The 23,705-nt window shown below is 57.0% G+C and carries 16 protein-coding genes; 7 read left to right on the top strand and 9 right to left on the bottom strand.

The window, feature by feature from the left end; translation table 11 throughout:
- Positions 1 to 347: 347 nt before the first annotated feature.
- Both VF694_RS13955 and pmbA read right to left on the bottom strand, forming a co-directional pair.
- A complete protein-coding gene (locus VF694_RS13955) occupies positions 348 to 1,451 on the bottom strand; it encodes a TRAP transporter substrate-binding protein (protein ID WP_003801838.1) in 1,104 nt (367 codons plus the stop codon).
- A 264-nt stretch (positions 1,452 to 1,715) separates the two neighbouring features.
- Positions 1,716 to 3,083 (bottom strand): metalloprotease PmbA, encoded by a 1,368-nt coding sequence (gene pmbA, locus VF694_RS13960; protein WP_003801840.1) that lies wholly within the window; start codon positions 3,081 to 3,083, stop codon positions 1,716 to 1,718.
- Between the two features lie 67 nt (positions 3,084 to 3,150).
- Between pmbA and yjgA the strand changes: the two genes are divergently transcribed.
- Together yjgA and VF694_RS13970 are read left to right on the top strand one after the other, a co-directional pair.
- The gene (gene yjgA / locus VF694_RS13965; protein ID WP_003801841.1) at positions 3,151 to 3,705 is read left to right on the top strand and encodes a ribosome biogenesis factor YjgA; all 555 of its coding nucleotides are present in this window, start codon (positions 3,151 to 3,153) and stop codon (positions 3,703 to 3,705) included.
- The gene (locus VF694_RS13970; protein WP_003801843.1) at positions 3,702 to 4,370 is read left to right on the top strand and encodes an alpha/beta hydrolase; all 669 of its coding nucleotides are present in this window, start codon (positions 3,702 to 3,704) and stop codon (positions 4,368 to 4,370) included. The genes yjgA and VF694_RS13970 overlap by 4 nt, the downstream gene beginning before the upstream one ends.
- Before the next feature lie 61 nt (positions 4,371 to 4,431).
- Here the strand turns inward: VF694_RS13970 and VF694_RS13975 are convergent, their stop codons facing one another.
- On the bottom strand, positions 4,432 to 6,510 hold the full coding sequence (locus VF694_RS13975; RefSeq protein ID WP_440164708.1) for a CocE/NonD family hydrolase: 2,079 nt from the start codon (positions 6,508 to 6,510) through the stop codon (positions 4,432 to 4,434).
- Between the two features lie 184 nt (positions 6,511 to 6,694).
- Positions 6,695 to 9,166 carry a GNAT family N-acetyltransferase gene (locus VF694_RS13980; protein ID WP_440164709.1) on the bottom strand — a complete coding sequence of 824 codons (2,472 nt, stop codon included), beginning with the start codon at positions 9,164 to 9,166 and terminating at the stop codon, positions 6,695 to 6,697.
- Between the two features lie 745 nt (positions 9,167 to 9,911).
- Between VF694_RS13980 and mgtA the strand changes: the two genes are divergently transcribed.
- The 4 genes from mgtA (at position 9,912) to gltX (ending at position 15,975) form a co-directional block, all read left to right on the top strand.
- A complete protein-coding gene (mgtA, locus tag VF694_RS13985) occupies positions 9,912 to 12,614 on the top strand; it encodes a magnesium-translocating P-type ATPase (protein ID WP_003801849.1) in 2,703 nt (900 codons plus the stop codon).
- A 130-nt stretch (positions 12,615 to 12,744) separates the two neighbouring features.
- The gene (locus tag VF694_RS13990) at positions 12,745 to 13,824 is read left to right on the top strand and encodes a sensor histidine kinase (RefSeq protein ID WP_039943384.1); all 1,080 of its coding nucleotides are present in this window, start codon (positions 12,745 to 12,747) and stop codon (positions 13,822 to 13,824) included.
- Entirely contained in the window at positions 13,821 to 14,462 is a 642-nt protein-coding gene (locus tag VF694_RS13995; protein WP_003801854.1) for a response regulator transcription factor, read from the top strand. Before VF694_RS13990 ends, VF694_RS13995 begins: the two co-directional genes overlap by 4 nt.
- Before the next feature lie 103 nt (positions 14,463 to 14,565).
- Positions 14,566 to 15,975: a glutamate--tRNA ligase gene (gene gltX / locus VF694_RS14000; protein WP_003801856.1), complete on the top strand. Its 1,410-nt coding sequence runs from the start codon at positions 14,566 to 14,568 to the stop codon at positions 15,973 to 15,975.
- A 121-nt stretch (positions 15,976 to 16,096) separates the two neighbouring features.
- Here gltX and VF694_RS14005 read toward each other — a convergent pair whose 3' ends face one another.
- The 3 genes from VF694_RS14005 to VF694_RS14015 form a co-directional block, all read right to left on the bottom strand.
- The gene (locus VF694_RS14005; protein ID WP_003801858.1) at positions 16,097 to 16,645 is read right to left on the bottom strand and encodes a YaeQ family protein; all 549 of its coding nucleotides are present in this window, start codon (positions 16,643 to 16,645) and stop codon (positions 16,097 to 16,099) included.
- Positions 16,646 to 16,721: 76 nt separating this feature from the next.
- Complete coding sequence (locus VF694_RS14010) at positions 16,722 to 17,234, bottom strand: hypothetical protein (RefSeq protein ID WP_003801860.1); 513 nt, start codon at positions 17,232 to 17,234, stop codon at positions 16,722 to 16,724.
- Between the two features lie 99 nt (positions 17,235 to 17,333).
- A complete protein-coding gene (locus VF694_RS14015; RefSeq protein ID WP_003801862.1) occupies positions 17,334 to 17,792 on the bottom strand; it encodes an Lrp/AsnC family transcriptional regulator in 459 nt (152 codons plus the stop codon).
- Positions 17,793 to 17,904: 112 nt separating this feature from the next.
- Between VF694_RS14015 and VF694_RS14020 the strand changes: the two genes are divergently transcribed.
- Complete coding sequence (locus VF694_RS14020; protein WP_440164712.1) at positions 17,905 to 21,372, top strand: indolepyruvate ferredoxin oxidoreductase family protein; 3,468 nt, start codon at positions 17,905 to 17,907, stop codon at positions 21,370 to 21,372.
- 147 nt (positions 21,373 to 21,519) lie between these two features.
- Here the strand turns inward: VF694_RS14020 and VF694_RS14025 are convergent, their stop codons facing one another.
- Positions 21,520 to 22,782: a hypothetical protein gene (locus VF694_RS14025; protein WP_059318263.1), complete on the bottom strand. Its 1,263-nt coding sequence runs from the start codon at positions 22,780 to 22,782 to the stop codon at positions 21,520 to 21,522.
- Positions 22,783 to 22,803: 21 nt separating this feature from the next.
- Positions 22,804 to 23,202, bottom strand: coding sequence for a hypothetical protein (locus VF694_RS14030; protein ID WP_003801867.1), 399 nt, complete (start codon positions 23,200 to 23,202; stop codon positions 22,804 to 22,806).
- Positions 23,203 to 23,705: the final 503 nt, after the last annotated feature.

Here is a 23,705-nt window from a genome sequence, read left to right on the forward strand (position 1 = left end):
TGCCAAATAGCTCGCCATAATAACATAAATAGTGGAAAACACGAGGGTTTTGTACGAAAGCACCGATTTTTTGCCACACCCAGGCCGCGCTTCATAAAAAGAAAGCACGGGTTTCATCTCTGCGCACGCTCCAGCAAGGCTGCGAGTATTTTTCCACCTCAACGCAACACTCTCTTGCGGCGCCTTCCAAAAAGCCTCCCTACCTTTAGATCCACTGATCAGACCCACCCCGTGCCCCAGAGCACCAGCCAATAAAAAAACCCCTGCTTCCAACCGGGAAACAGGGGTGAACAAGCTGGACCTGCCAAGCCCGAACAGAGTGCTCTGCCCGGACTCCGATACTGGGATCAGCCTTTTTTCTGGTTTGCCAGAGCAATGCCCAGGTAGTTGTCGTAGGAGCCTTCGGCCACGCGGAACCAAGGCACAAGCGCATCGCGGAAACCCATGTAATCGTCGTGAATCTTCTTGAACATGGGGTCCTTGTCGCAGAATTCCTTGTACACGATATTGGCTGTTTTGAAGGACTCATCCATCACATCACGCGGGAAGGCTTTCAAAATGGCGCCGCTGGCGATCAGACGACGCAAGGCGCCTGGGCTTTGCGCGTCGTACTGGCACAGCATGCGCTCGCCGGCAGCACGCGACGCAATTTCAATCAGCGACTGGTATTGCTTGGGCAGTGCCTGGAAAGCGGCGTCGTTAACGTACAGCGACACTTGCGCCGAACCTTCCCACCAACCGGGGTAGTAGTAGTATTTGGCCACTTTCTGAAAGCCCAGCTTTTCGTCATCCACGGGACCGACGAATTCCACGGCATCCAGCGTGCCTTTTTCCAGCGATGGGTAGATATCGCCCGGCGGCACTTGCTGAGGCACCACACCCATACGGGCCAGCACTTCACCGGCAAAACCGGCCGTACGCATCTTCAGACCTTTCAGGTCTTCCAGGGAATTGATTTCCTTACGGTACCAGCCGCCCATCTGGGTGCCGGTATTCCCGAAGGAAAAGTTGATGATGTTACGGGTCGCGAATAACTCACGCAGCAGTTTCGTCCCGTTGCCTTCCTGCATCCAGGCATTCATCTGACGCGCGTTCAGCCCAAATGGCACTGCCGTATCAAAGCTGAACGATGGATCTTTGCCGTAGTAGTAATACGAAGCTGTCTGACCACACTCAACGGTGCCGTTGCTGACCGCATCCATCACACCAAAACCGGGAACGATTTCACCGGCCGGGTACAAACGGATATTGAAGTTGCCATCCGAGGCCTCTTCCACCATCTTGCAAAACGCCTGAGCGGTCGAAAACAGCGCCGGGGTGGCGGGGCCGTATGTCGATGTCAGCTTCCAATTAACCTTGGGATTGCTCTGGGCAATAGCAGGGGCAGCAATAGCGGCAGTACTGGCGACCGCACCAAGACCTGCCTTTTTCAGAAACGAGCGACGCTGCATGAATAAGCTCCTTGTGGGGATTCAATAACCGGGAAATATTTTTATGCTAGGGATAGTACACTGGCGCGACCCGAATGGGGGGCTGCGAAAGCCCGGATTATCCCGCAAATCGGGGCTTTGATCGTCGGCTCCTTGATCTGGCACATTGGGCAGGCACTTTCATCAAAAACGCCCCCCCAACCCTCATAGGGAAACCGCGTCCTCGCCGGTCTGGCGGCTTGCGGCACCGTTAAGGACAGACCAGGCACTGGCACGGCAAACAGATCAGGCGCCGGCTACCGACATCTGTTCGATCAAAATCGAGCCCGTGCGCTTGGAGCCGGCGGCAAAGGTGTCCGCCCCCACAGCCACGATCTGGGCAAACATCTCAGCCAGATTACCGGCAATGGTCACTTCCTCCACCGCATGCTGAATACGGCCATTTTCCACCCAGTAACCAAATGCGCCCCGCGAATAATCACCTGTCAGGTAATTGACTCCCTGACCGATCAGCTCGGTCACCAGCAGGCCGCGGTCCATCTTCTTGAGCATGGCATCCAGATCATCCTCAGGGCGGGTGAGCCGCGAGCTAAGCAGCAGGTTGTGTGAACCACCGGCATTACCCGTGGACGGCATACCCAGCTTGCGACCCGCGTACGACGACAAAAAGTAGCCTTTCAGCTCGCCAGCACGCACCACGTCGCGGTCCGCCGTGAGCACGCCTTCCGAATCAAACGGCGCACTACCCATGGCAGCTGCCAGATGCGGGCGCTCCAGCACATCAATGTGCTTGGCCATGACGGTCTTGCCCAGCGAATCGAGCAGAAAACTGGTTTTGCGATACAGGGCCGACCCGCTGGTGGCCTGCACCAGAGAGCCGATCAGGCCCACAGCCAGCGGAGCCTCGAACAGGACTGGGTAGCGACCCGTAGGAATACGGCGCGCCGACAGGCGCGACAAGGTACGCTCGGCCGCGTAACGCCCGACCGATTCGGGACTGGCCAGACGGGATGGATCGCGCGAGCTGCTGTACCAGTAATCGCGGTGCATATTGTCACCCTTGCCAGCAATAGGGCTGACACTGAGCGAATGACGGCTGTAGGGGTAGCCGCCCAGAAAGCCGCGGCTGTTGCCCATCACAAAATGTCCTTCCAGCGTATCGACCGAGGCGCCTTCCGAATTGCTGATCAGAGGGCTCAGTTCCAGCGCGGCCTGCTCGGCGCGGATAGCCAGTCGGGCAGCCTGATCAGCATCCAGCAGCCAGGGATGGTGCAAATGCAGGTCGGGATACTGCTGCGCCAGCATGTCTGCTTCAGGTAAACCGGCAAAGGGATCTTCAGCGGTATAGCGGGCAATATGCCAGGCCGCCTCCACCGTCTCACGCAGCGCCTTGACGGAAAAATCGGAGGTGGAGGCCGAGCCGCTGCGCTGGCCCGCAAACACGGTCACACCCAAGGAGCGGTCTTGCGTCTGCTCTACCGTCTCCAGTTCCAGCTGACGCACGGAGACCGCCAGGCCCTTGTTTTCGGAGATATCGACGGCAGCATCACTGGCGCCCAGTTTTTTGGCATGCCGCAGCGCCTCGTCCACCAATTCACAAAACTGGAACTGATTGGCACTGATCGACAATTGAGAAATAGTTGGATGACTCATTGCTACTCTTTGAGGGTTAGGCGGTTATCATAGCCAATTGGCGACAATCTTTGCTATTTCACTTCTTATGGCCCGTCCACGCACTGAAATCGATGAAAACGGTTACGACCGTCCCAGCAAATCGCAGGTAAAACGCGAGATGCACGCTCTGCTCGATCTGGGCAAACGCCTGATTGAGCTCTCGGACGACAGACTCAAACAGTTAGATCTGGGCGAGCCCTTACTGGCCGCCATCAAGGATGCCAAACGCATCAGCCCAACGGCGCGGGAAGGACGGCGCCGCCAGATCCACTATGTGGGCAAGCTCATGCGCAATGTGGACCCTGAGCCGATCCTGAAACAACTGGATGTCTGGGAAAATGGCTCCAAAGAAGAAACCCGTGCCATGCACAGGCTGGAGGCTTTGCGCGACCTGTTGTTGCGTGATGACGACGCTTTGACCGAATTCATGAATGAGTTTTCCGGGGCCGACATCCAGCAATTGCGCACCCTGATTCGTGCCGCACGCAAAGAAGCGGAGAAAAATTCCACACTGGCACAAGGCCAGGACCCGCAGCGCAAACACTACCGTGCCCTGTACCAGTACATCAAGACCTTGGTAGATCTTTCGGAGTCCGCATGAACCCTCTGCTTGAGTCGATTGAGATTGAAACCGGTGCCAACCCCCAGCATGCCATTATCTGGCTGCACGGTTTAGGCGCCGACGGCCATGATTTTGCCCCTATCGTGCCCGAGCTGGGCCTGCAAGACGCTCCGGCCATTCGTTTCATTTTCCCGCATGCCCCCATCCAGCCTGTCACCATCAACGGTGGCATGGCCATGCGTTCCTGGTACGACATTTATGTGGCGGATCTGGTGCGCCGCGAGGACGAAAGTGGTCTGCGTCAGTCACAGATCGAAGTGCAGAACCTGATCGCCCGTGAAAACGCCCGTGGTATCCCCACCGAAAATATTGTGCTGGCCGGCTTTTCCCAAGGCTGCGCCATGACCTTGCAAACAGGCCTGCGCTTGCCCGAGCGTCTGGCGGGCATGCTCTGTCTGTCGGGCTACCTGCCTTTGGCCCATGCCGTCGAAGCCGAGCGTCATCCCGCCAACCAGAATACCCCCATTTTCATGGCGCACGGCAGCATGGACCCGGTCGTCCCCCTCAGCCGTGCTGAAGCCAGCCGCCAGCAGCTCGAGGCAATGGGCTATCAGGTGCAATGGAATGTCTACCCCATGCCCCACGCAGTCTGTCCGGAAGAAATCAGCGCCATCGGCGGATTCCTCAGACAAGTCCTGCGCTAACAGGACCATGGAACAAAAACACCGCTGCAATTGCAGCGGTGTTTTTTTCAGCCTTTGCTGATTACTGATACATCCGGGCGATTCGCTCCTGCCAGGTTTTCTCACGAACCAACATGCCGTCCTCTTTCAGTTCCCGCGTGAAAGTGAGATAAAAATAAGACTCATCGGACTCGATCCTGGCACGCGCCAACAAATCAATCTCCCGTCCCTTGATGGTAAAGAGGTTGCGCCGCTCGCCCTGATAACGCGCCTGGGCAGGGCGGGCGTCATTGACCTCCCAGCGGTAGCGCTCCTGGGAACGGTACAGATTGTCATGCAGGACCCAACTGAGTTCATTGCTGGCGGTAAAACTCGAATCCCCCGTCTCCTCATCACGGGTACTGCTAAAGACAGGGCCATCCGAATCAATCACACGTCCGAACGGAGCCGCTTCGCTGGCCTGGGGCGGTGACATCCGGCAGGCCTGGGACCCTTGGTCACGCAGGGGCACAACCGGCAAATCCACCCAGGTATCCACACCCGTAAACAGACTGGTCGCCCCCGGCGTCGGACTAGGCCAGATCATGGGGAACTGTGCATTACTCACTGCAAGGCGGATACGGTGACCAGGTTTGAAGCGCCACGTTGTAAAGTGAATGGCGGTATTCAAGATAGTGGGTTCTCCCGGCACCAGGGCTTGAGGCTCCAAGCGCGAAAACCGCTGCGAAGGATTAATGACCGCTCCGCTGAGCAGTGAAACGCGCCCGTCCGGGGCCACATCCTCCAGGCGCACGCTCCATTGGTAGAAGGGTGCATCGGCTGCCACTTTCAGGCGCACCTGGGGCATGCCCATAATTTCCATAGCCTCTGTCAAAGGCGCGGAATCATAGACCAGACTGTGCATATCATCGGCCGCCATATCCCCGGTCTGCTCGCCCCACCAGCCGCCGCCAGCCAGCCCTGCCCCCGCCTTGTAACGCAAGGTCTGGGCCAGGCCGGATGCGGCGGGCGCAGGCGACAGCCCTTGCCCTGCTTGAGGATACCGACGTTCAGTAATGGCCCCTTGCACCGGCCACTGTGCATCGCAACGCCAATAACCAGGTACGGTTTTCAGATCGGTAGCGGGCGCATGACCGGTACGCATGAAAGCCATGCGAGCGGGTTCCTGCAAGATCCCGGTGTCAATGCCCTTGAGCCAGTAATCCCACCAGCGCAATGCCTTCTGGCGCCATTCATAGTTGGGGCCCGGTACGCCGTATTCCGGCCAGGCATGGTTCCAGGGCCCCATTTCCACAATGACGGGCGCCGTGGAGGTACGGCTGACATCCAGTGCAAAATCGCGATAGCCATCGAGCAGCCCCCCAATCAAATAGGCCGGGACCTCCAAAGGTTGTTGCTTGAAGGCCAGAGACTGCGCGCGCCAGAACTCGCCATCCTGTTGTTGACGTAACCAGGTAAAAATCCAGGGTTCACGATCAAAGCGGTTCTTGAAGTAGGCCTCGTCAATCCGGTAATCCGGACTTTGCGGCATGGCATTATCGGTATCGATCTGGTGCGCATACGAGTCGATATGCAAGGCGCCGTCAATATAGTGGACATCGTTGTAGAACAGATCGGTCGAACCATGGGCCGCAATAATCGCCTTGAGCGCCGGCGGTTTTCTGTGGGCCGTCATTAAAGAGTTGAATGCGCTCCAGGACAGGCCGTACATGCCCACCTTGCCGTTGGACCAGGGCTTGCGGGAGAGCTGATCAATCAGCTCCTGGGCATCGGCAATCTCGGCGGCGGAATATTCGCTGACAGGAACCGGCCCGGTGCTGCCTCCCGTGCCACGCACATCGACCCGGGCCAGCACATAACCGCGTTTCGCAAAGTAGGAGCCGTAATCGTAGTCGCCCAAGGCGAAGAAATCGTCCTTGCGATACGGCAGCATCTCCAGGATGACCGGAAAGCTCTCATCCGGAGAGCGGGCCAGTGGCCGGTAATAAGTCACTGCCAAACGTACGCCATCTCGCATTTCCAGGAAGTCGTTCTCCATGGAAAACTCGTAATGGTTGTTCTCTGGTGTCATCCCTGTTTGCCCCGAGCAGCCCAGCAGGCCAAGCACCAAGAGCAAACCAAGCATCCATCGCTGCCAGGCAGCCAGCATCAATCGCATCATTATGTCCCCGGTATGGGATGCCATCGTTGGCGGGCATCCTCCATGCAGATGACAGCAGCCCGCACCATGCGTACTGGCTGCCAGCACCAGCGCATCATAGACCCGTCACCGTTGAGTGAATCGGGACATCAAGGGGACAATTAAACGGGTATTTCCCGTTAAACGAGGAGCGGCATGCCTGTGCCTAGTCCGAACGACGCGTCTCACCCAGATCCAGCCAGACCCGACGCATGCTGGGATCTTCCGGGTCTGCGTCGTTCTGGAAGCCCAACCGCTTCATCAGGGCCTGCATGGGCGTATTGGAGGCCAGCACATAACCATCAATGTACGTCAGGCCCTGTTCGGCGGCGGCCTGAATCAACGCCTCCATCAGGGTCACACCCAGGCCGCGACGCTGCCAGGCGTCCCCAATGACCAGCGCATACTCCGCCCCCCGTCCATCACCGTTACGCAAATAGTGGGCAAAGCCAATGATTTCGTCACGGGGATGGTTACGATTGTCCGGATTGGGGGAACGCACGGTTGCAATCAGCGCCAGCTCCCGGTCGTAGTCGATACGGGTGTAGCGCGACAGCATCCGTGGGGTCAGCTCACGCAGCATGGACACGAAACGCATGTAGCGGCTTTCATCCGACAAGCCCCGCATGAACGTCTGCAGGGCCTCGGCATCTTCCGGACGGATAGGCCGCAAGGTCCAGCGCTGTCCATCCTTGAACTGGCGCCGCTCGATCATGTGACGCGGATAAGGATGAATCGCCATGTGGCGGTAGCCCGCCGTCTCGGGCAGCACCAGCATGGACTGCCTGCTCAGCGAGATTGAGATGCTCTTGATATACAGGCTGTTCTCGCCCGCCATGATGGGATCGAGCACAACCCGGCGCACGCCGGGCAGCTCGCTCATCAAGTCCGACAAGCGTTCCAGGACCTGCAAAAGCTGCGTCAGGACCAAAGGCGTCAGTTGCGAGGACAGGCTCTTGCGCCAAAGGGGGCTACGTTCGACCAGCTGGCGCGCCAGATACCGGTTCAGCGGAGGCAATTCGACCGCGGGATAAGACGATGAAAGCCAATCGGCATGATCGGCTGCGCCAAAAACGGCATAAGGGCCGAGCTTGTCATCGGTCTCAAAGCGAATCCCCATCAACGGCACATCCGGGTCGGGCTCGCCTTGATCGTGGGTCACCCGCAGATCAATCACGGGAACATGGAAATAACGCAGCAGATCACGGCACTCCTGCTCGCTGGCTTCACGGCGCTCACTTTGAATCTGCCGTACCAGCTCACGGGCAGGCTCCACCTCTGGCAAAGTGCCCAGCGGCAAAGGCGGCAGGGTTTGCTGTGACAAATGCTGGTTGTAGTGATAACGAGCCAGCAGGTCAAAGGCGTTGGCAGCCGTATCCGGGGTACGGAAAGCAGGCGTGCCCACGCCATCGAGCAAATGACGCAAGGGGCGCATATCCGCGTCCCCAATCAGGCAAGTGATGATGGGTTTGCGCGCACTGGCCGACAACATGGCCAGCTCGCGGGATACGGCCGGCATGTCGGCCAGCGGATCGGGCGTGAGCAAGACCAGGACGCCGTCGATATCCTTGTCATCGAGCAAGGTGGAAATAACCGAATCGATGCGCATGGGCGTCAATGGCACATAGGTCACCACCGGGTTCTGAACCTGATCTCCAGGAGCCAGGAGGTTATCCAGGGCTCGCTGGGTCGAGGGTGCCAGTTCCGGGCACGTCACTGCAGCATCCGCCCCTAACACATCCAGGGCCATCTGCGCAGCCCCATTGCCGTTAGAGAACAGGGCAATGCGCCGCCCTTTGGGGCGACGGGTGTAAACCAGCACTTTCAGGGCCGAGAACAGCTGCACAAAATAACGTATGCGTACCGCCCCCACACGCCGCATCAAGGCATTGAACACGGCCTCGTGCGCCTCACCCTGCTGACGCTGGGCGCCAACTTTCAAGACCACCACTGGCTTGACCGCCGCCACCGCATGTAAAGCGCTGGTAAAACGACGCGAGGCCGGTGTGTGCTCCAGATACAAGGCGATGCTGTCCGTGCGTGGGTCCATGGCCAGATACTCCAGCACTTCAGGCACGTCGATCACGGCCTCGTCCCCGACGGACACAATGGCAGAAAAGCCCAGGCTGACATCTTCAGCCCAGTCCATCAAGGCCGAGGTAATCGAGCGTGACTGGGACACCAGAGCCACCCGGCCCGCCAGCGCCATTTGTGGCTCATGACTCAAATTGATGCCTAGATGCGGCCGCTGTATTCCAAACGCGCGCGGCCCCAGCACCAGGCAATTATTGATGCGCGCCCAGGATCGGGCATACACCATGTCTTCCATGGGATCGCGGGAGGCCAGATTCGAGGGCAAGAGCAGCACCACTCGGGGCTTGTGGACGCGAATCGCATCCAGCACCTGCGGCAAGCGCACCGGCTCGATACAGACCAGCGCCAGATCCAGGCGCTGTGTACCTGTCAGCCCTTCAAGCCGGTCGGGCACGATAACCTGGGTCGCCGTAATACGGGCCTGGGTAATGCGGCCCGCCAGCCGCCCCGGCACATCCTTGATAAGCGGCAAGGGTAATGTGGATACGACCAATACCGAACGGGGCTCAAACAATGCTGTCAGACGATGCCTTAAGGCTGCCATGATTGTTCCGCCATAAGAAGACCACACACCAAAATAAACAATTCCCTCATCTTAAGCACAGCTGTCTACAAATAAAAGAGACCGGACTGGCGATATCTGTTTTGTGTCATACATCCGTTTTTTTTCCTCTACGAGCTATTTATATACTTTCGTATAGGATTCATACGCCAATGCCTGGGCAAAAACCTCGCAAAGCCAGTCGCAAAGCGGCTTGCAGCACGTAAAATAACAGTCGTTCGGAAAGCGGGACCTTTCGTTCTCTCTGACAGGAAAAAACACATTATGTCCAACGACGGCAGTCGAAGAACGATGCTGCCCAAGCCCACCAGACAGACATAACCCGCGGGTTTGACTGCTGAAGCGGCTTGCGCAGCACGATCAGGAGTCAACCATGCATCGCCTTACTCATACTGGACCGATCCGGGCCCTAACCCCGTCGGGCTCGCATCTTGCCACACCTTGCCCTCGCGAGCGCGCGGTTCCCAACCGCCGCCCCGCTCTTGCCTGGCGCATCAACACGGCTAGCCGCAAACCAGAAATCCACTGGCTTGCAAACAGTGACAAACCCCCATCAGCGCAAATAAGGCGCTGCATCTTGCGCCGCCACTAAACGTTGGCCTGACGCCGACTTAATTCGCCAGTTCTTACCTGTAGTCTGCCGACCCTCAAACCGGTCGGCAGGATCTGCTGCGTCCATCCCCCGGAATGGACGGCACAGTCACGCCTGTACCCCAGGAGCATTACCATGAGCATTCAACAACACCGTTCGCCACTGCGCTCAGTGGACCACGACGCCAAACTGCGCACGGCTACCGAAACCGGGCTGAGCCTGGAGACGACTCTGGCCGCTGTACAGGCCAACCTGAACGGCCTGACCGATGCCGAGGCCTTGAGCCGCCTGACCGAATATGGCCCTAACGAGGTCGCACGGGACAAACCCGCCCACGCCCTGATTCAGCTGGCCCTGGCCTTCAAGAACCCCTTTATCGCGGTGCTGATGGTGCTGGCTGCGGTCAGCGCCGTCACTGACATCATCCTGCCCATGCGTTCGGGCGAAGCAGCGGACTACACCGGCGTGCTGATTATTGTGGTCATGGTCACCTTGAGCGGCCTGCTGCGTTTCTGGCAGGAATATCGTTCCGGCAAAGCCGCCCAGGCCCTGAAAGCCATGGTGCGTACCACCGCCAGCGTGCAGCGACGCTCCACCGTCTCCAGCGCGACCGTATTGCGCGAAATCCCCATGAGCCAGATCGTGCCCGGCGATATCGTCCGCCTGTCGGCGGGCGACATGGTCCCGGCCGATCTTCGACTGATCGAGTCTCGCGATCTGTTCGTCAGTCAGGCCGCGCTGACCGGTGAAGCCCTGCCGGTCGAAAAGTACGATGTCTTTAGCGCCGTCAGCAGCAAAAGCGCCACGGCACCCCGTGCCCAGACCGGCGTGCTGGAACAGAACAACCTGTGCTTTATGGGCACCAACGTGGTCAGCGGTACGGCCACGGCAGTCGTGGTGGCCACCGGCGCGAAAACCTACTTTGGCTCGCTGGCCAAAGCTATTGTCGGTTCGCGCGCCGAGACTGCTTTTGACCGGGGCGTGAACAGCGTTAGCTGGCTGCTGATTCGCTTCATGCTGGTCATGGTGCCTGTCGTGCTGCTGATCAACGGTTTTTCCAAAGGCGACTGGACTGAAGCCTTCCTGTTCGCACTGGCCGTTGCCGTCGGCCTGACCCCTGAAATGCTGCCCATGATTGTGTCCTCCAACCTGGCTAAAGGCGCGGTTGCCATGGCCAAGAACAAGGTGGTGGTCAAACGCCTGAACGCGATCCAGAACTTTGGCGCCATGGACGTACTATGCACCGACAAGACCGGCACCCTGACGCAAGACCGGATTATTCTGGAGCACCATCTGGGTCTGGATGATCGCAACTGCCCACGCATTCTGGAATTGGCCTTGCTCAATAGCCTGCACCAAAGTGGCGTCAAGAACCTGATGGACCAGGCCGTGCTGCGTTTTGCACAAAAGACCCCATCTGCCCTGCAAGCAATCGGTTCCTATCGCAAGATCGATGAACTGCCTTTCGATTTTGTGCGACGCCGCCTGTCGGTCGTGGTGCAAAACCCGCAAGGCGAACAGCTCATGGTTTGCAAAGGCGCCGTGGAGGAAATGCTCAGCGTCGCCACCCATCTGCAAGACGGCGACCAGCGCCGCCTACTGGACACCGAGCAGCGGGCCCGTCTGCTGAAAATGGCTTACCGCTACAACTCGGACGGCTTTCGTGTCTTGCTGATTGCCACTCGCCGCATTCCTGTCGAACAGGCCAAGAGCCGTTACGAAGCCCAGGACGAGTGCCAGATGACGGTGCAAGGCTTGCTGACCTTTCTGGACCCACCAAAGGAAAGTGCTGCCCAGGCGATTGCCGCCCTGACCGAGCACGGTGTAGCCGTGAAAGTCCTGACCGGCGACAACGAAATCATTACCGCGAAAATCTGCCGTGAAGTGGGCCTGGAGCCCGGCCAGCCTTTGCTTGGACCTGATATCGAACGCATGCAAGAGCCCGATCTGCGTTGCGCTGTCGAGCGCCACTCGGTATTTGCAAAACTGACGCCGCTGCAAAAGTCGCGTGTTCTCAAAGCGCTGCAGGCCAATGGTCATACCGTCGGTTTTCTGGGCGATGGCATCAACGACGCCCCCGCCCTGCGTGATGCCGACGTGGGCATTTCGGTAGATAGCGGCACGGATATTGCCAAAGAGTCGGCGGACATCATCTTGCTGGAAAAGAGCCTGCTGGTTCTGGAAGAAGGCGTAATCAAAGGCCGCGAGACTTTTGGCAACATCATCAAGTACCTGAACATGACGGCCAGCTCCAACTTTGGCAATGTGTTCTCCGTGTTGGTGGCCAGCGCCTTCATCCCTTTCCTGCCCATGCTGGCCATCCACTTGCTGATTCAGAATCTGCTCTACGATATCTCCCAACTGGCTTTGCCCTGGGACCGCATGGACAAGGATTTTCTGCGCAAGCCCCGCAAATGGGATGCCAAAAACATTGGCCGCTTCATGATCTGGATCGGGCCGACCTCGTCCATCTTCGACATCACCACCTTTGTCTTGATGTGGTACGTATTTGGGGCAAATACGCCCGCAGTGCAATCGCTGTTTCAGTCCGGCTGGTTTATTGAAGGCTTGCTCTCGCAGACACTGGTTGTTCACATGCTACGTACGCAAAAAATCCCCTTCATCCAAAGCACAGCGGCCCTGCCTGTGATGCTGATGACCTTCCTGATCGCCGCTGTTGGCATCTACCTGCCCTTCTCCGGCGTGGGTGCCATGGTGGGCCTGCAGCCTTTGCCTTGGGAGTATTTCCCATGGCTGGTCGGCACCTTGCTGGCTTACTGCCTGGTCGCACAAGGTATGAAAATGCTGTACATCCGCCGCTTTGGTCAGTGGTTCTAAGACTGACAGGCCGGGGCTCCCCGCCATCCTGGCGGGAGCCCCGGCCCTGACCTGTAATCAGACACAAGCCCAGGTATATGATGGCGGCACGACGGACACGATCCTGCTGCCTGACCTGGACACGAACGATATGAAACCACCCTTTAGCGCCTTGTCGAGCAACACCTATCGCGCCTTGGCCCTGGTGGGCCTGTGTATTTTAATGGTGCTGGTCTTTATCGCCGACACCGTGACCAACTATGCAATTGCTGCCGCTGTCTTTCATACGCCGCTGCTGCTGATTGCGATTCGTTTTCTGTCTGCGCGGCTGGTCATTGCACTGACCGGCATCAGCATGGCGCTGACCGTAGTCAGTGTCCTGCTGACTCGTTCGGGCGATTACGACGTGGGCCTGATCAATACCGGAATCAGCCTTGTTGCCATTGCGGTCACTGCGTACCTGGGCCTCAAGCTCAAATCCGTGCAGGCAGCCGCCCATGAAACGCGTGAACATTTGCTGCGCCTGTCTCGCTTGACCACTCTGGGGCAACTGAGCACCTCGATTGCCCATGAAGTCAGCCAGCCCCTGGCCGCCATCAACAGCAGCGCCGGTGCCTGCCAACGCTGGCTGGAGGCTTCGCCGCCCAATATAGAGAAAGCCCAAGCTGCCGCACAGCGAATCGTCTACGACGCACAGCGCGCCAAAGATGTGCTGGATCGGGTGCGCAGCATTACCCGCAACGAGGCGCCCGCCAGCAGTGCTTTTGATTTGAACCTGGCCTTGACCGAACTGCTCAGCCTGTCGAGTGGCGAGATGCAACACCATCATATTGACCTGCGTCTGGCCTTGCAGACTGACTTGCCCCCCGTCTATGCGGATCGCGTACAGATTCAGCAAGTAATGGCCAATCTGCTGCTCAATGCCATTGAAGCGCTAAGCCCTCCTTCGAGTTCCCACGCCGCGTGCATCAGCATAGAAACCAGCTTCCTGCCCGGTGACAAACCTCAGACTGGCAAGGTGCTCTTTTCCATTAAAGACAATGGACCGGGTTTATCCGGCACCCAATTGTCTGAGCTGTTTAATACGTTCTGGACCACCAAACCCACTGGGCTGGGGCTGGGCCTGACCATCAGCCGCACGATTATCGATGCCAATAACGGCCATATCTGGGCCACCCATCAAACCGACGGCGGCGCAGCCTTTCACTTCACCTTACCTTTGGCGCCATGACAGACAACCTGGACTCTTCTTTGACCACGCCCACGGTCTATATCATTGATGATGACCCTTCAATTCGCGCCGCTCTGGACGATCTGCTGGCCAGTGTGGGAGTAAAGGCACTGAGCTTTGCCTCTACCCGCGATTTTCTGGCTCATCCGCTGTCCGATGCGCCCGCCTGTCTGGTGCTGGATGTGCGCATGCCCGAACAAAGCGGCACGGACTTTCATGCACAGATGGCATCACGCGGTTTGCATATGCCGGTCATATTCATGACCGGTCATGGTGATATTCATATGGCGGTCAAAGCGATCAAACAGGGGGCCTGGGACTTCCTGACCAAGCCTTTTATGGATCAGGCTCTGATTGATGCCGTGCAGTCCGCCCTGGCAGCCGATGCCCAGCGCAAGGAACAAGCCAGGTCCCGGCTGACCTTGCAGCAGCGCTGGGACAGCCTGAACCCCGGCGAGCGTGATGTGTTTGTGCGTGTGGTACAGGGCTTGCTGAACAAACAAATTGCCGCCGAACTGAATGTGAAGGAAGTCACGGTCAAAGTGCGACGCGCCCGTGTCATGCAGAAAATGCAGGCTGGCTCTCTGGCAGAGCTGGTGCGGCAATTCGATCAGCTCAATGCGGAGACAGGGCCGTAAGCCCGTTCTGGCCGGCAGTTCTTTTTTAGTTCACGCACTGGGTTAAAATATACAGATTCGGTCCCGCATGGGGGCTTTACAAGGTCAAGGCCACACACAAGTTATGAGCACGTCTACTTCCAACGTCATCCGCACCCGTTTCGCCCCCTCTCCCACCGGTTACCTGCATCTGGGCGGCGCGCGTACTGCCCTGTTTTCCTGGGCTTTTGCCCGCCATCATCAAGGCACCTTTGTGCTGCGCATTGAAGATACAGATCTGGAGCGTTCCACCCCCGAGGCGGTGCAAGGCATTCTGGATGGCATGCAGTGGCTGGGCCTGGATGCAGACGAAGGCCCTTTCTACCAGATGCAGCGCATGGACCGCTACCGCGAGGTCATCGCCCAGTTGCTGAAGGACGGCCATGCTTATTACTGCTACAGCAGCCCGGAGGAAGTGGAGGCCATGCGCGAAAAAGCGCGGGCCATGGGCCAAAAGCCACGCTACGATGGAACCTGGCGCCCTGAAGCCGGCAAGCAATTGCCGGCCATTCCTGCCGACCGCAAGCCTGTGGTGCGTTTCAAAAGCCCGCAGGCTGGCGCAACCAGCTGGGACGACATGGTCAAGGGCCGCATCAGTTTTGACAATAGCGAACTGGACGATCTGGTCATTGCCCGTCCTGACGGTACGCCAACCTATAACTTTTGCGTGGTGGTAGACGATTGGGACATGGCAATCACACATGTGATCCGCGGCGATGACCATGTCAACAACACCCCTCGTCAGATTGTGATCTTGCAGGCCCTGGGCGCAACCCTGCCCGAATACGGCCATGTGCCCATGATTCTGGGTCCCGATGGCGAAAAGCTCTCCAAGCGTCACGGTGCGGTCAGCATCATGGATTACGACAAGGACGGTTATCTGCCTGAAGCCATGATCAATTACCTGGCCCGTTTGGGCTGGAGCCATGGTGATGACGAGCTGTTCACTCGCGAGCAGTTGGTAGAGTGGTTTGATACGCGCAGTCTGAGCAAGTCGGCTTCGCAGTGGGACCCCAAGAAGTTGAACTGGGTCAATGCCCACTACATCAAGGCCAGTGACAATGCAGATCTGGCCGAACGTGTCGCGCCACGTATCGAGGCCCTGGGTGGCAAAACGGATGGCCAGGATCTGCCCGGCATCATGGGTTTGTTGAAAGACCGTGCCGAGACCTTGAATCAGCTGGCTGAGGGCGCCTTATTGTTCTGCCGTCCTTTCGAGCCTGCCAGCGATGAACTGATGGCGGAGGTCCTGACACCGGAGGCCCGTGTCCTGCTGCGCGATTTTGCCAATAAGGCGATCAGCTTGCCGCAATGGAATACAGAAAACCTGGCCGCCTTGATCAAGCAGGTCCTGGCCGAACACAACGTAAAAATGCCCAAACTGGCCATTCCTTTGCGGGTTGCCGTAACAGGCCAGAAGCAAACGCCTGCCGTGGATGCCGTGCTGGCATTGGTGGGACGCGATAAAGTATTGGGACGACTGGCAGGTTTGTAAAAAACCGCGGGCACCGATGAAAAAGGGCATCTCAAGCGAGATGCCCTTTTTGTTTCAACCCGTTCTTGTCGCCTCAACCAAAGCGCTGCGCGACGCATGGCCGCTGTCTTTTGGGGCTCGTTCAAGCCGCCGCGTTAAGGAGGCTAAGCTCGATGGTAGCCTCACCTTTCTCGCTGCTGGCCCAGACAGTGCCATCCTGAACATTCAGATTGATCGTCATACCACGCTCGGCCATGGCGGCCAGCGCGTCAGTCCCCGCCACATCCAGCGCATAAACCTGCACATTGCGTGCACGACTGATCTTGTCCTTGATGCCACCCCACCAGACCGGCACATTGCGGCCATACGCAAGCACCGTGACCTTATCGGCACGTCCGCTGGCTTTGATCAGCCGTCGATCATCGGGCAGCCCCACCTCCAGCCAGTGCAGCAAATTACCGCCCAGATCATGCTCCCACAAGGCCGGCTCATCCGAGTCGCTCAGACCGCGCGAAAAACTCAAGGCTTCGTCAGACTGCACATACAAGCCGTATGCCAGCAAACGCACCATCAGACGCTCTTCGGTCTCGGAGGGATGGCGGGCCAGCGTCAAGCTATGACTGCCGTAGTAGGCCCGGTCGTTATCGGCCACATTAAGTTCAGCTTTATAAATCGTTGCGCGCAGGGCCATGAAGCGTCCAGCAAAAGAAACAGACAAAAAACGGGCCGCCCCCAGGACGGCCAGGAATTACTCAAGCCGATAAGGCTCAAAACGGTAGACGATAGCCTGGCGACATTCGGGTCAGGCGGTACACCTTGCCACCTTGATCGCGCAGCACCAGATTACGGGCGGTGAGACTGACAATGTTGTAGTGGTTTTCGTAAATCGGGTCGCCCGGTTCGGTCACGACACCATTGGATTCCTGCGTATTGATCTGCAGGTTATTGCCTTTGCGTACCCAGCAACCGCTTTCATTCAAACCTTGCGAGGGCTTGTTGGGACGCTTGACCTGTTCGGTGTAGGCCATTGACCCATCTGCCTGCAAGGTAAACAAGGTGCGCAACTCGCCAACCACGCCTTTTTGACGGTGCTTGCTCAACCAGTTGCCCGCCAGTTGTTCCCCTTGTGCAGCCGGCTGGCAGGCAGGGTGAACCGGCTTGGCCGCAGCAGTCTGGGCAGCAGGCTCGGGTGCCGGCGCTTTGACCGCGCAGGCGCTTAGGAAAACTGTAGCCAGCACAGCGACCCAGCAAGAGCGTCGCAAGATATTCGCCTTCGTCATAAAACCCCGTCCTTCATGCTTACATACCGACCCACCACAGGCCGGCGAATCCTGATTATTCTACCCGAACGCATTGGTCTTACCCCATAACAAGTTGCTTCAAAGCGGTAAAGGCAGGCGGGTCACATTCTTGATTTCACGCATGGCCACAATGGTGCGAGTCTGGCGCACACCGGGCATATTAAACAAGAAACGATGCAGGAAATCATCGTAGGACTCGGCGCTGGGGACCATGATTTTCAACAGAAAATCCGCATCGCCGGTCACCGCATGACACTCCAGAATCTCCGGCGCATCACGTACCGCACGAATAAAGTTGTCAACAATTTCACCTGAATGCCGGTCCAGACTGATCTGCGTGAACATGCAACTTTGCAAACCGACCTGACGGCGATCGACGCGCGCATAATAGCCTTGGATGACCTTGTTTTTCTCCAGGTTTTTGATACGCCGCCAGACAGGTGCCGTAGACAGCCCCACCTGCTCGGCGACCTGTTGGGCAGAGGCGCGGCCATCGAGCTGCAAGACGTCCAGGATTTTTAAATCAGTTTTATCCATATTTGAATAATTTCGAAATAAACATTTCAAAGAATAGGGAATACACGCAACTATAACGCAAAAAAAAACGAGGGCAGACTCTCTATCATGACTCCTATCTGGAGGTTTCATCATGACGCAGTCCGTCGACACTCAATACAAGCTTAGCGACAACCTGACCGCGCAGTCAGGGCGCATCTTTTTAACTGGCACCCAGGCTTTGGTGCGCATGCTGCTGACCCAGGCTCGCCTGGATAAAGAGCGGGGTTTGAACACCGCCGGTTTTGTCTCCGGTTACCGTGGTTCGCCACTGGGCGGTGTGGACATGATCATGTGGAAAGCCCAAAAGCACCTGGATCAGGCCAAGGTCCGTTTTCAGCCTGCCATCAACGAGGACCTGGCTGCGTCCATGATTATGGGCACCCAACAGGCCGGTGAACGCGCAGACCGCACGGTCGATGGCGTATTTTCCATGTGGTATGGCAAAGGCCCGGGTGTGGACCGTGCGGGCGATGCCTTGCATCACGGCCACGCCGCCGGTGCCTCCCGGCACGGCGGTGTCTTGATGATTGTGGGCGATGACCACGTCGCCTCGTCCTCGTCCATTCCCCACGCCAGCGAACAATCCCTGATCGCCTGGGGTATTCCGGTGGTCAACCCCAGCTCCGTCGAAGAATACGAGCGCTTTGGCGTCTGGGCCTGGGCCTTGTCGCGTTACTCCGGTTCTTGGGTCGCCTTTAAAGCCATTACCGAAACCGTGGAAAGCGGACGCTCCTTTGAGATTGCTCCCTTGGACGATCTGGCTCCGGCCCTGGCTGACCAGCAAGGCGGCAAACATCCCTACGACCCCAGCAAATTCCTGACTCCGGCCATGGAGGGCACCCTGGATGCCCGCCTGGAAAGCGTGCGTGAGTTCGCTCGCAAGCACAGTCTGGACCGTATGCTGGAGGCCGCGCCACAGGCCCGCATTGGCATTGTGTCCACCGGCAAGGCCACCTTGGATACGCTCGATGCGCTGCAACAGCTCAGCGCTCTGAACAATCTACCGGCCATTCGCCATCTGAAAATTGGTCTGAGCTGGCCTGTTAACCCGCAATCGCTGGAAGACTTTATCGAAGGCCTGGACCACGTTCTGGTGATTGAAGAAAAGGGCCCGATCATTGAAGACCAGTTAAAGAATCTGCTCTTTAATCGTGCCCAGCGCCCCACGGTGTCAGGCAAGCGCGATATTGAAAATGAGGTGCTGATTCCTGCCGATGGTCAGCTCAGCCCGGCCCGTGTGGCCGTTGGTCTGCGTCGCTGGCTGGGTCATCACGCCAATGTGCAGTTGCCTGCCTGTACAGAGCAAAATCTGGCACCCATTGATACCCATGGCCTGACCCGTCGCCCCTACTTCTGTTCGGGCTGTCCGCACAATACCTCCACCAAAGTACCCGAAGGCAGCCAGGCCATGGCCGGTGTGGGTTGTCACTACATGGCAACCTGGATGGACCGCAAAACCCGTGGTCTGACCCAAATGGGGGGCGAAGGCACGGACTGGGTAGGCCTGTCGCCCTTTATCCAGACCGGACACATGTTCCAGAACATGGGTGAAGGCACGTATTTTCATTCGGGCTACCTGGCGATTCGTCAGGCCATTGCCGCGGGTGCCAACATTACCTACAAGATTCTGTTCAACGACGCGGTTGCCATGACAGGCGGCCAGCCCGTTGACGGCCCGATCTCCGTGCCCCGTATTTGCCAGCAAACCATTGGAGAAGGAGCGCGCCGCGTGGTCATCACCACCGATGAGCCCGAGCGCTATCGGGGTGTCAGCCTGCCGGCTGGTGTGGACGTTCACCATCGTCGCGAACTGGATCGCCTGCAACGAGAACTGCGCGAGATTCCCGGCGTCACCATCTTGCTTCACGACCAGACCTGTGCGGCTGAAAAGCGCCGTCGGCGTAAAAAGAACGAGTACCCCGACCCTGCGCGTCGCCTCTTTATCAACAAAGCAGTCTGCGAAGGCTGTGGGGATTGCGGGGTGCAATCGAACTGCCTGTCGCTGGTGCCAGCTGAAACCCCTGAAGGCCGTAAGCGTCAGATCGATCAGTCCAGTTGCAACAAAGACTACTCCTGTGTGGAGGGCTTTTGCCCCAGCTTCGTATCCGTGATGGGCGGGGCCTTGCGTCGAGGAGATCAAAATGGTCAGGCCGACATGAAGGCGCAACTGCTGGCCAAGCTGGACACCCTGCCCCAACCTGCCATTCAGGCACGCGATTGCAATGTCATCGTTGCAGGCGTGGGGGGAACCGGCGTCATCACCATTGGTGCCGTGTTGTCCATGGCTGCACACCTGGAGGGGCGCTCCAGCTCCGTGCTGGACATGACGGGTCTGGCACAAAAAGGCGGCACGGTCATCAGCCACATCCGCCTGTCTGCCAGCCAGAAGGCTACCGGAGCAGTACGTGTTGATCCTAGACAGGCGGATCTGGCCATCTTGTGTGATGTAGTGGCCGCCGCCCACCCTAATGCGCTGTCGTGCCTGCGCCCAGGTCATACTCACGCCATCATCAACGAGTATCTGGCACCCACGGCCGAATTCACCCGCGATCCGGATGCGCCTCTGGATGCGCTACTGCTGTTGAACCAGTTAAGGCGCGCCGCCGGCGAAACCCGGGTGCATTCCTTCAATGCGCATCAGGCCGCCACCCTGTTATTTGGCGACAGCCTGCTGTCCAACATGCTTTTGATGGGTATGGCCTGGCAACAGGGCGCCATGCCTGTGAGCAGCGCAGCGCTTGAACAAGCCATCCGTCTGAACGGTGTGGCCATCCAAGCCAACCTGGATGCTTTCCATCTGGGGCGTGTGCTGGCCCACGACGAGCAGGCCCTGGCCAAACTATTGGCCCCGGCGGCTCAAGTAGTAACTTTGCAGCGCCGCGAGACGCTGGAGCAGATCATGCAGCGGTGCACTGGCAGCCTGGAGCAGTACCAGAACGCCGCCTATGCCCAACGCTTCACGCATACCATCGAGGCGCTGCATGAAGCCGAACAGAAACTGCGCCCGGGTCAGCGTCCTGTCCTGACAGAAAAAGCCGCGCGCAGCCTGTACAAGCTGATGGCCTACAAGGATGAATACGAGGTGGCCCGTCTGTTCAGCGCCCCTGCTTTCCGTCAGGATCTGGAGCAGCAATTCGAAGGAGACTTCTCCTTGCGCTTTCACTTTGCCCCCCCGCTGCTGGCACGCCGGGACCCGTCAACAGGCCGCCCTCGCAAGATCACTCTAGGGCCCCGTACCGCTACCCTTTTGCGCTGGATGGCCAAAGGAAAAGCGCTGCGCAACACCCCACTGGACCCGTTTGGCTACACCCATGAACGCCGTATGGAACGTCGTCTCTGGCGTCAATACCAGAACCTGCTCAAGCGCTTGAGCACGCATCTGAATCACTCGAACTACGCTGCCGCCTTGGAGCTGGCTGAGTTGCCCCAGCAACTGCGCGGCTTCGGTCCAGTCAAAATGGAGTCAGCCAAGAAATACGAAGCCCGTTTTGCCCAACTATCGCACCATCTGTTCAATACCGGGAATACGACGGAAGCGCTGACACAAACGCTGGCCTAAACACACCCGGGTCTTCACCCACCAAAACAGCAAGCAGGCCCTGTTACCGACAGGGCCTGCTGCTTTTCAGATAATTACGAGAGCATGGACGCAAAGTGCCAAACCCGGGTGATTGCCAAACCCATCATCCTGCAATGAAGGCAGCCCTTAGGTAATAGCGGGCACCATATTGAATGACACTGACGCCGTCGAGGTTCGGCCTGGATAGGTAGCGCGATCCCTACTTAGAAACACACCCGAAATGTAGTGTCCCTCAACTTCGTATTTCACATATCCGGAGTAGCTTTCGCCTTGACCCACCTGCATCACCCTCCCATCAAACAAGGTGAACTTGACCTCATCCATCAGGCCCTGATATCTCATCTCAACCGTCTTAATCAGAGATCCATTCAGGTCGAAAACATCGCGATTGCCCACCCGTTCACCGAGCAGGCTGCTGTCACCATTTTCATAGATTATTTCCAAACCGCCTATCCTGAACAAGCTATTGATTCTTGGCCCGCTATAGCCAATGATCTGGACGATTCTATTGGCCTGCTGCCCAAAGACTTCTGGACATAAGGGTTGCGCCATCTCGCTGTCCGGAGTCAAGGCCTGGGCGATCATTCCCCCCGTAATCGTCCCAACCGCCGTGGAATAGCTGATCACATTGATATTGAATCGCTTATCAAAATCCAGATCACGGATATTTTTTACGACCTCCACCGCCTCGACGCCATGCAGCAAACTATAGCCCCGGACGGCAAACATATTATTGGCCACTTCGTCAGGCCTGGAATTTTCGTACGTTCTATCCAGTTCCGTTTCATATATTCTATTAATATAGTTTCGGGATGAGTCTGCGAGATCATCTATGTGATTTTTCAAACTATTCAGGTCAATGCTCGACAAGCCAATTTGATCTTTTTTGTCGATGCCCATTTTCCAGTAGCTGGCTTGCAGCAAGATCATGGAGGCATACATGGGCATCAGCTTATAGTTGGTCAGTTCATCAAAAGAACGAAATTTTTCGTCTTTTCCAACCAGATAAAACTGCAGGTTCTTATACTCCGAACACGCTTCCGGTGAGCCCGGAGACTCTTCCAGCAACCTCGCCACATACTCCATCTTCTTTTGAATCTCGCGCAGCTCCCCGTTCAGAATTCCTTGTATTGTTGCCAGAATCTGATTGTCAATGTACTCCCTTAGCTCATCCAGGGACTTTTGCCACACGTCTTTTTCATTTTTTGGCCAGAACAAACCCACGATGGTCGACAAGGCTTTGCCCACAACCGGGATCTGTCCCAATCCAAACATGACCGAGCTTTTAATAATCGCGGAGTAGTCCCAATCTCCCAAAGAAATAGATCGTGTATAAAACCTTTCCTGCTCCTGCTCACTATATACGCTCTTTAACTCAAGCAATTTCATAGCATCCGCCTCAATTCAGGATTATTTAGCCACCGTGACACTGACAGTCGCATTCTGATCAGTACCGTTGAACAAAACAACTTTGCTGTAGTACAGAGAATTGGACGGAGCCTGCAGCTTCTTTTCCTCTCCTATTCCGACCTCGACAGAAGAGTATTCAAACCAGCTGGAGGTAAAAGAATGAGACCAATAAAAAACAGCTTTTATTTTATTTGCCTTTCCGGCATTGAATATCCAGTAAGACTTATGAATTTCAGGGATAACTGGTGTGCTATATTTCGCAGCCTGCACAGAACCGTGCTTGGGAACCGTAAACGTACCACCTGACAGAAGTTGTACAGACTCGTCTGCCGGACTCGTTTCCAGACCCACCCCGCGCGACAACTTTTCAATTTCGTTATTGCTGAACTGATCTTTCATTGTTTACTCCTTAAAAAACACCAGGCACAAGAAACATCGTTCAAACAATATAAATGTAAAAATCAGTCAAATTTAGAAAAGCCAATACGCCGCAAGCCTTAATAATCATAGCTACGAACCACGTGTTACCATAAATGCGATTTTTAATTTATTGCCTTACGATAAATAAGCTTAAGAATAATCCGCCATTAAGTAACCAGGTCATTATTCAAAATCCCCCGTATAAACATTGTTCTAAAAAACGCCCCTCGAGCCGAATCATTCAAGCCTTCCAGCGATCCAGCCCTCGACCTATCCGCCCAGATTCCGCCCAGATTCCGCCAGATACTTGTAGGTCGATGCCGGAACCGGGAAAAGACAGCACCCCGTCCACAGCACGCCATCTGGCCCGCAACCATCACGTCATTTCCTGCCTCCAGGTCGAACGGTCAAAACCAGCACGGAAAAAAGCAATTTTTGTTTTGTCGCCAAGGCCCCTTTGTTCAGTCTGAAAAAACACATAT

This window comes from Alcaligenes sp. Lyrl_28 (assembly GCF_051948705.1).
Taxonomy (GTDB): domain Bacteria; phylum Pseudomonadota; class Gammaproteobacteria; order Burkholderiales; family Burkholderiaceae_B; genus Alcaligenes; species Alcaligenes ammonioxydans.

Excerpts from the sequence above, each read along its gene's own strand:
- VF694_RS13990 (WP_039943384.1), top strand. The coding sequence starts at position 12,745 with ATGAAACCACCCTTTAGCGCCTTGTCGAGCAACACCTATCGCGCCTTG.
- VF694_RS13970 (WP_003801843.1), top strand. The coding sequence starts at position 3,702 with ATGAACCCTCTGCTTGAGTCGATTGAGATTGAAACCGGTGCCAACCCC.
- VF694_RS13955 (WP_003801838.1), bottom strand. The coding sequence starts at position 1,451 with ATGCAGCGTCGCTCGTTTCTGAAAAAGGCAGGTCTTGGTGCGGTCGCC.
- pmbA (WP_003801840.1), bottom strand. The coding sequence starts at position 3,083 with ATGAGTCATCCAACTATTTCTCAATTGTCGATCAGTGCCAATCAGTTC.
- VF694_RS13980 (WP_440164709.1), bottom strand. The coding sequence starts at position 9,166 with ATGGCAGCCTTAAGGCATCGTCTGACAGCATTGTTTGAGCCCCGTTCG.
- VF694_RS14015 (WP_003801862.1), bottom strand. The coding sequence starts at position 17,792 with ATGGATAAAACTGATTTAAAAATCCTGGACGTCTTGCAGCTCGATGGC.
- gltX (WP_003801856.1), top strand. The coding sequence starts at position 14,566 with ATGAGCACGTCTACTTCCAACGTCATCCGCACCCGTTTCGCCCCCTCT.
- VF694_RS14025 (WP_059318263.1), bottom strand. The coding sequence starts at position 22,782 with ATGAAATTGCTTGAGTTAAAGAGCGTATATAGTGAGCAGGAGCAGGAA.
- VF694_RS14030 (WP_003801867.1), bottom strand. The coding sequence starts at position 23,202 with ATGAAAGATCAGTTCAGCAATAACGAAATTGAAAAGTTGTCGCGCGGG.
- VF694_RS14010 (WP_003801860.1), bottom strand. The coding sequence starts at position 17,234 with ATGACGAAGGCGAATATCTTGCGACGCTCTTGCTGGGTCGCTGTGCTG.
- yjgA (WP_003801841.1), top strand. The coding sequence starts at position 3,151 with ATGGCCCGTCCACGCACTGAAATCGATGAAAACGGTTACGACCGTCCC.
- mgtA (WP_003801849.1), top strand. The coding sequence starts at position 9,912 with ATGAGCATTCAACAACACCGTTCGCCACTGCGCTCAGTGGACCACGAC.
- VF694_RS13975 (WP_440164708.1), bottom strand. The coding sequence starts at position 6,510 with ATGATGCGATTGATGCTGGCTGCCTGGCAGCGATGGATGCTTGGTTTG.
- VF694_RS13995 (WP_003801854.1), top strand. The coding sequence starts at position 13,821 with ATGACAGACAACCTGGACTCTTCTTTGACCACGCCCACGGTCTATATC.
- VF694_RS14020 (WP_440164712.1), top strand. The coding sequence starts at position 17,905 with ATGACGCAGTCCGTCGACACTCAATACAAGCTTAGCGACAACCTGACC.
- VF694_RS14005 (WP_003801858.1), bottom strand. The coding sequence starts at position 16,645 with ATGGCCCTGCGCGCAACGATTTATAAAGCTGAACTTAATGTGGCCGAT.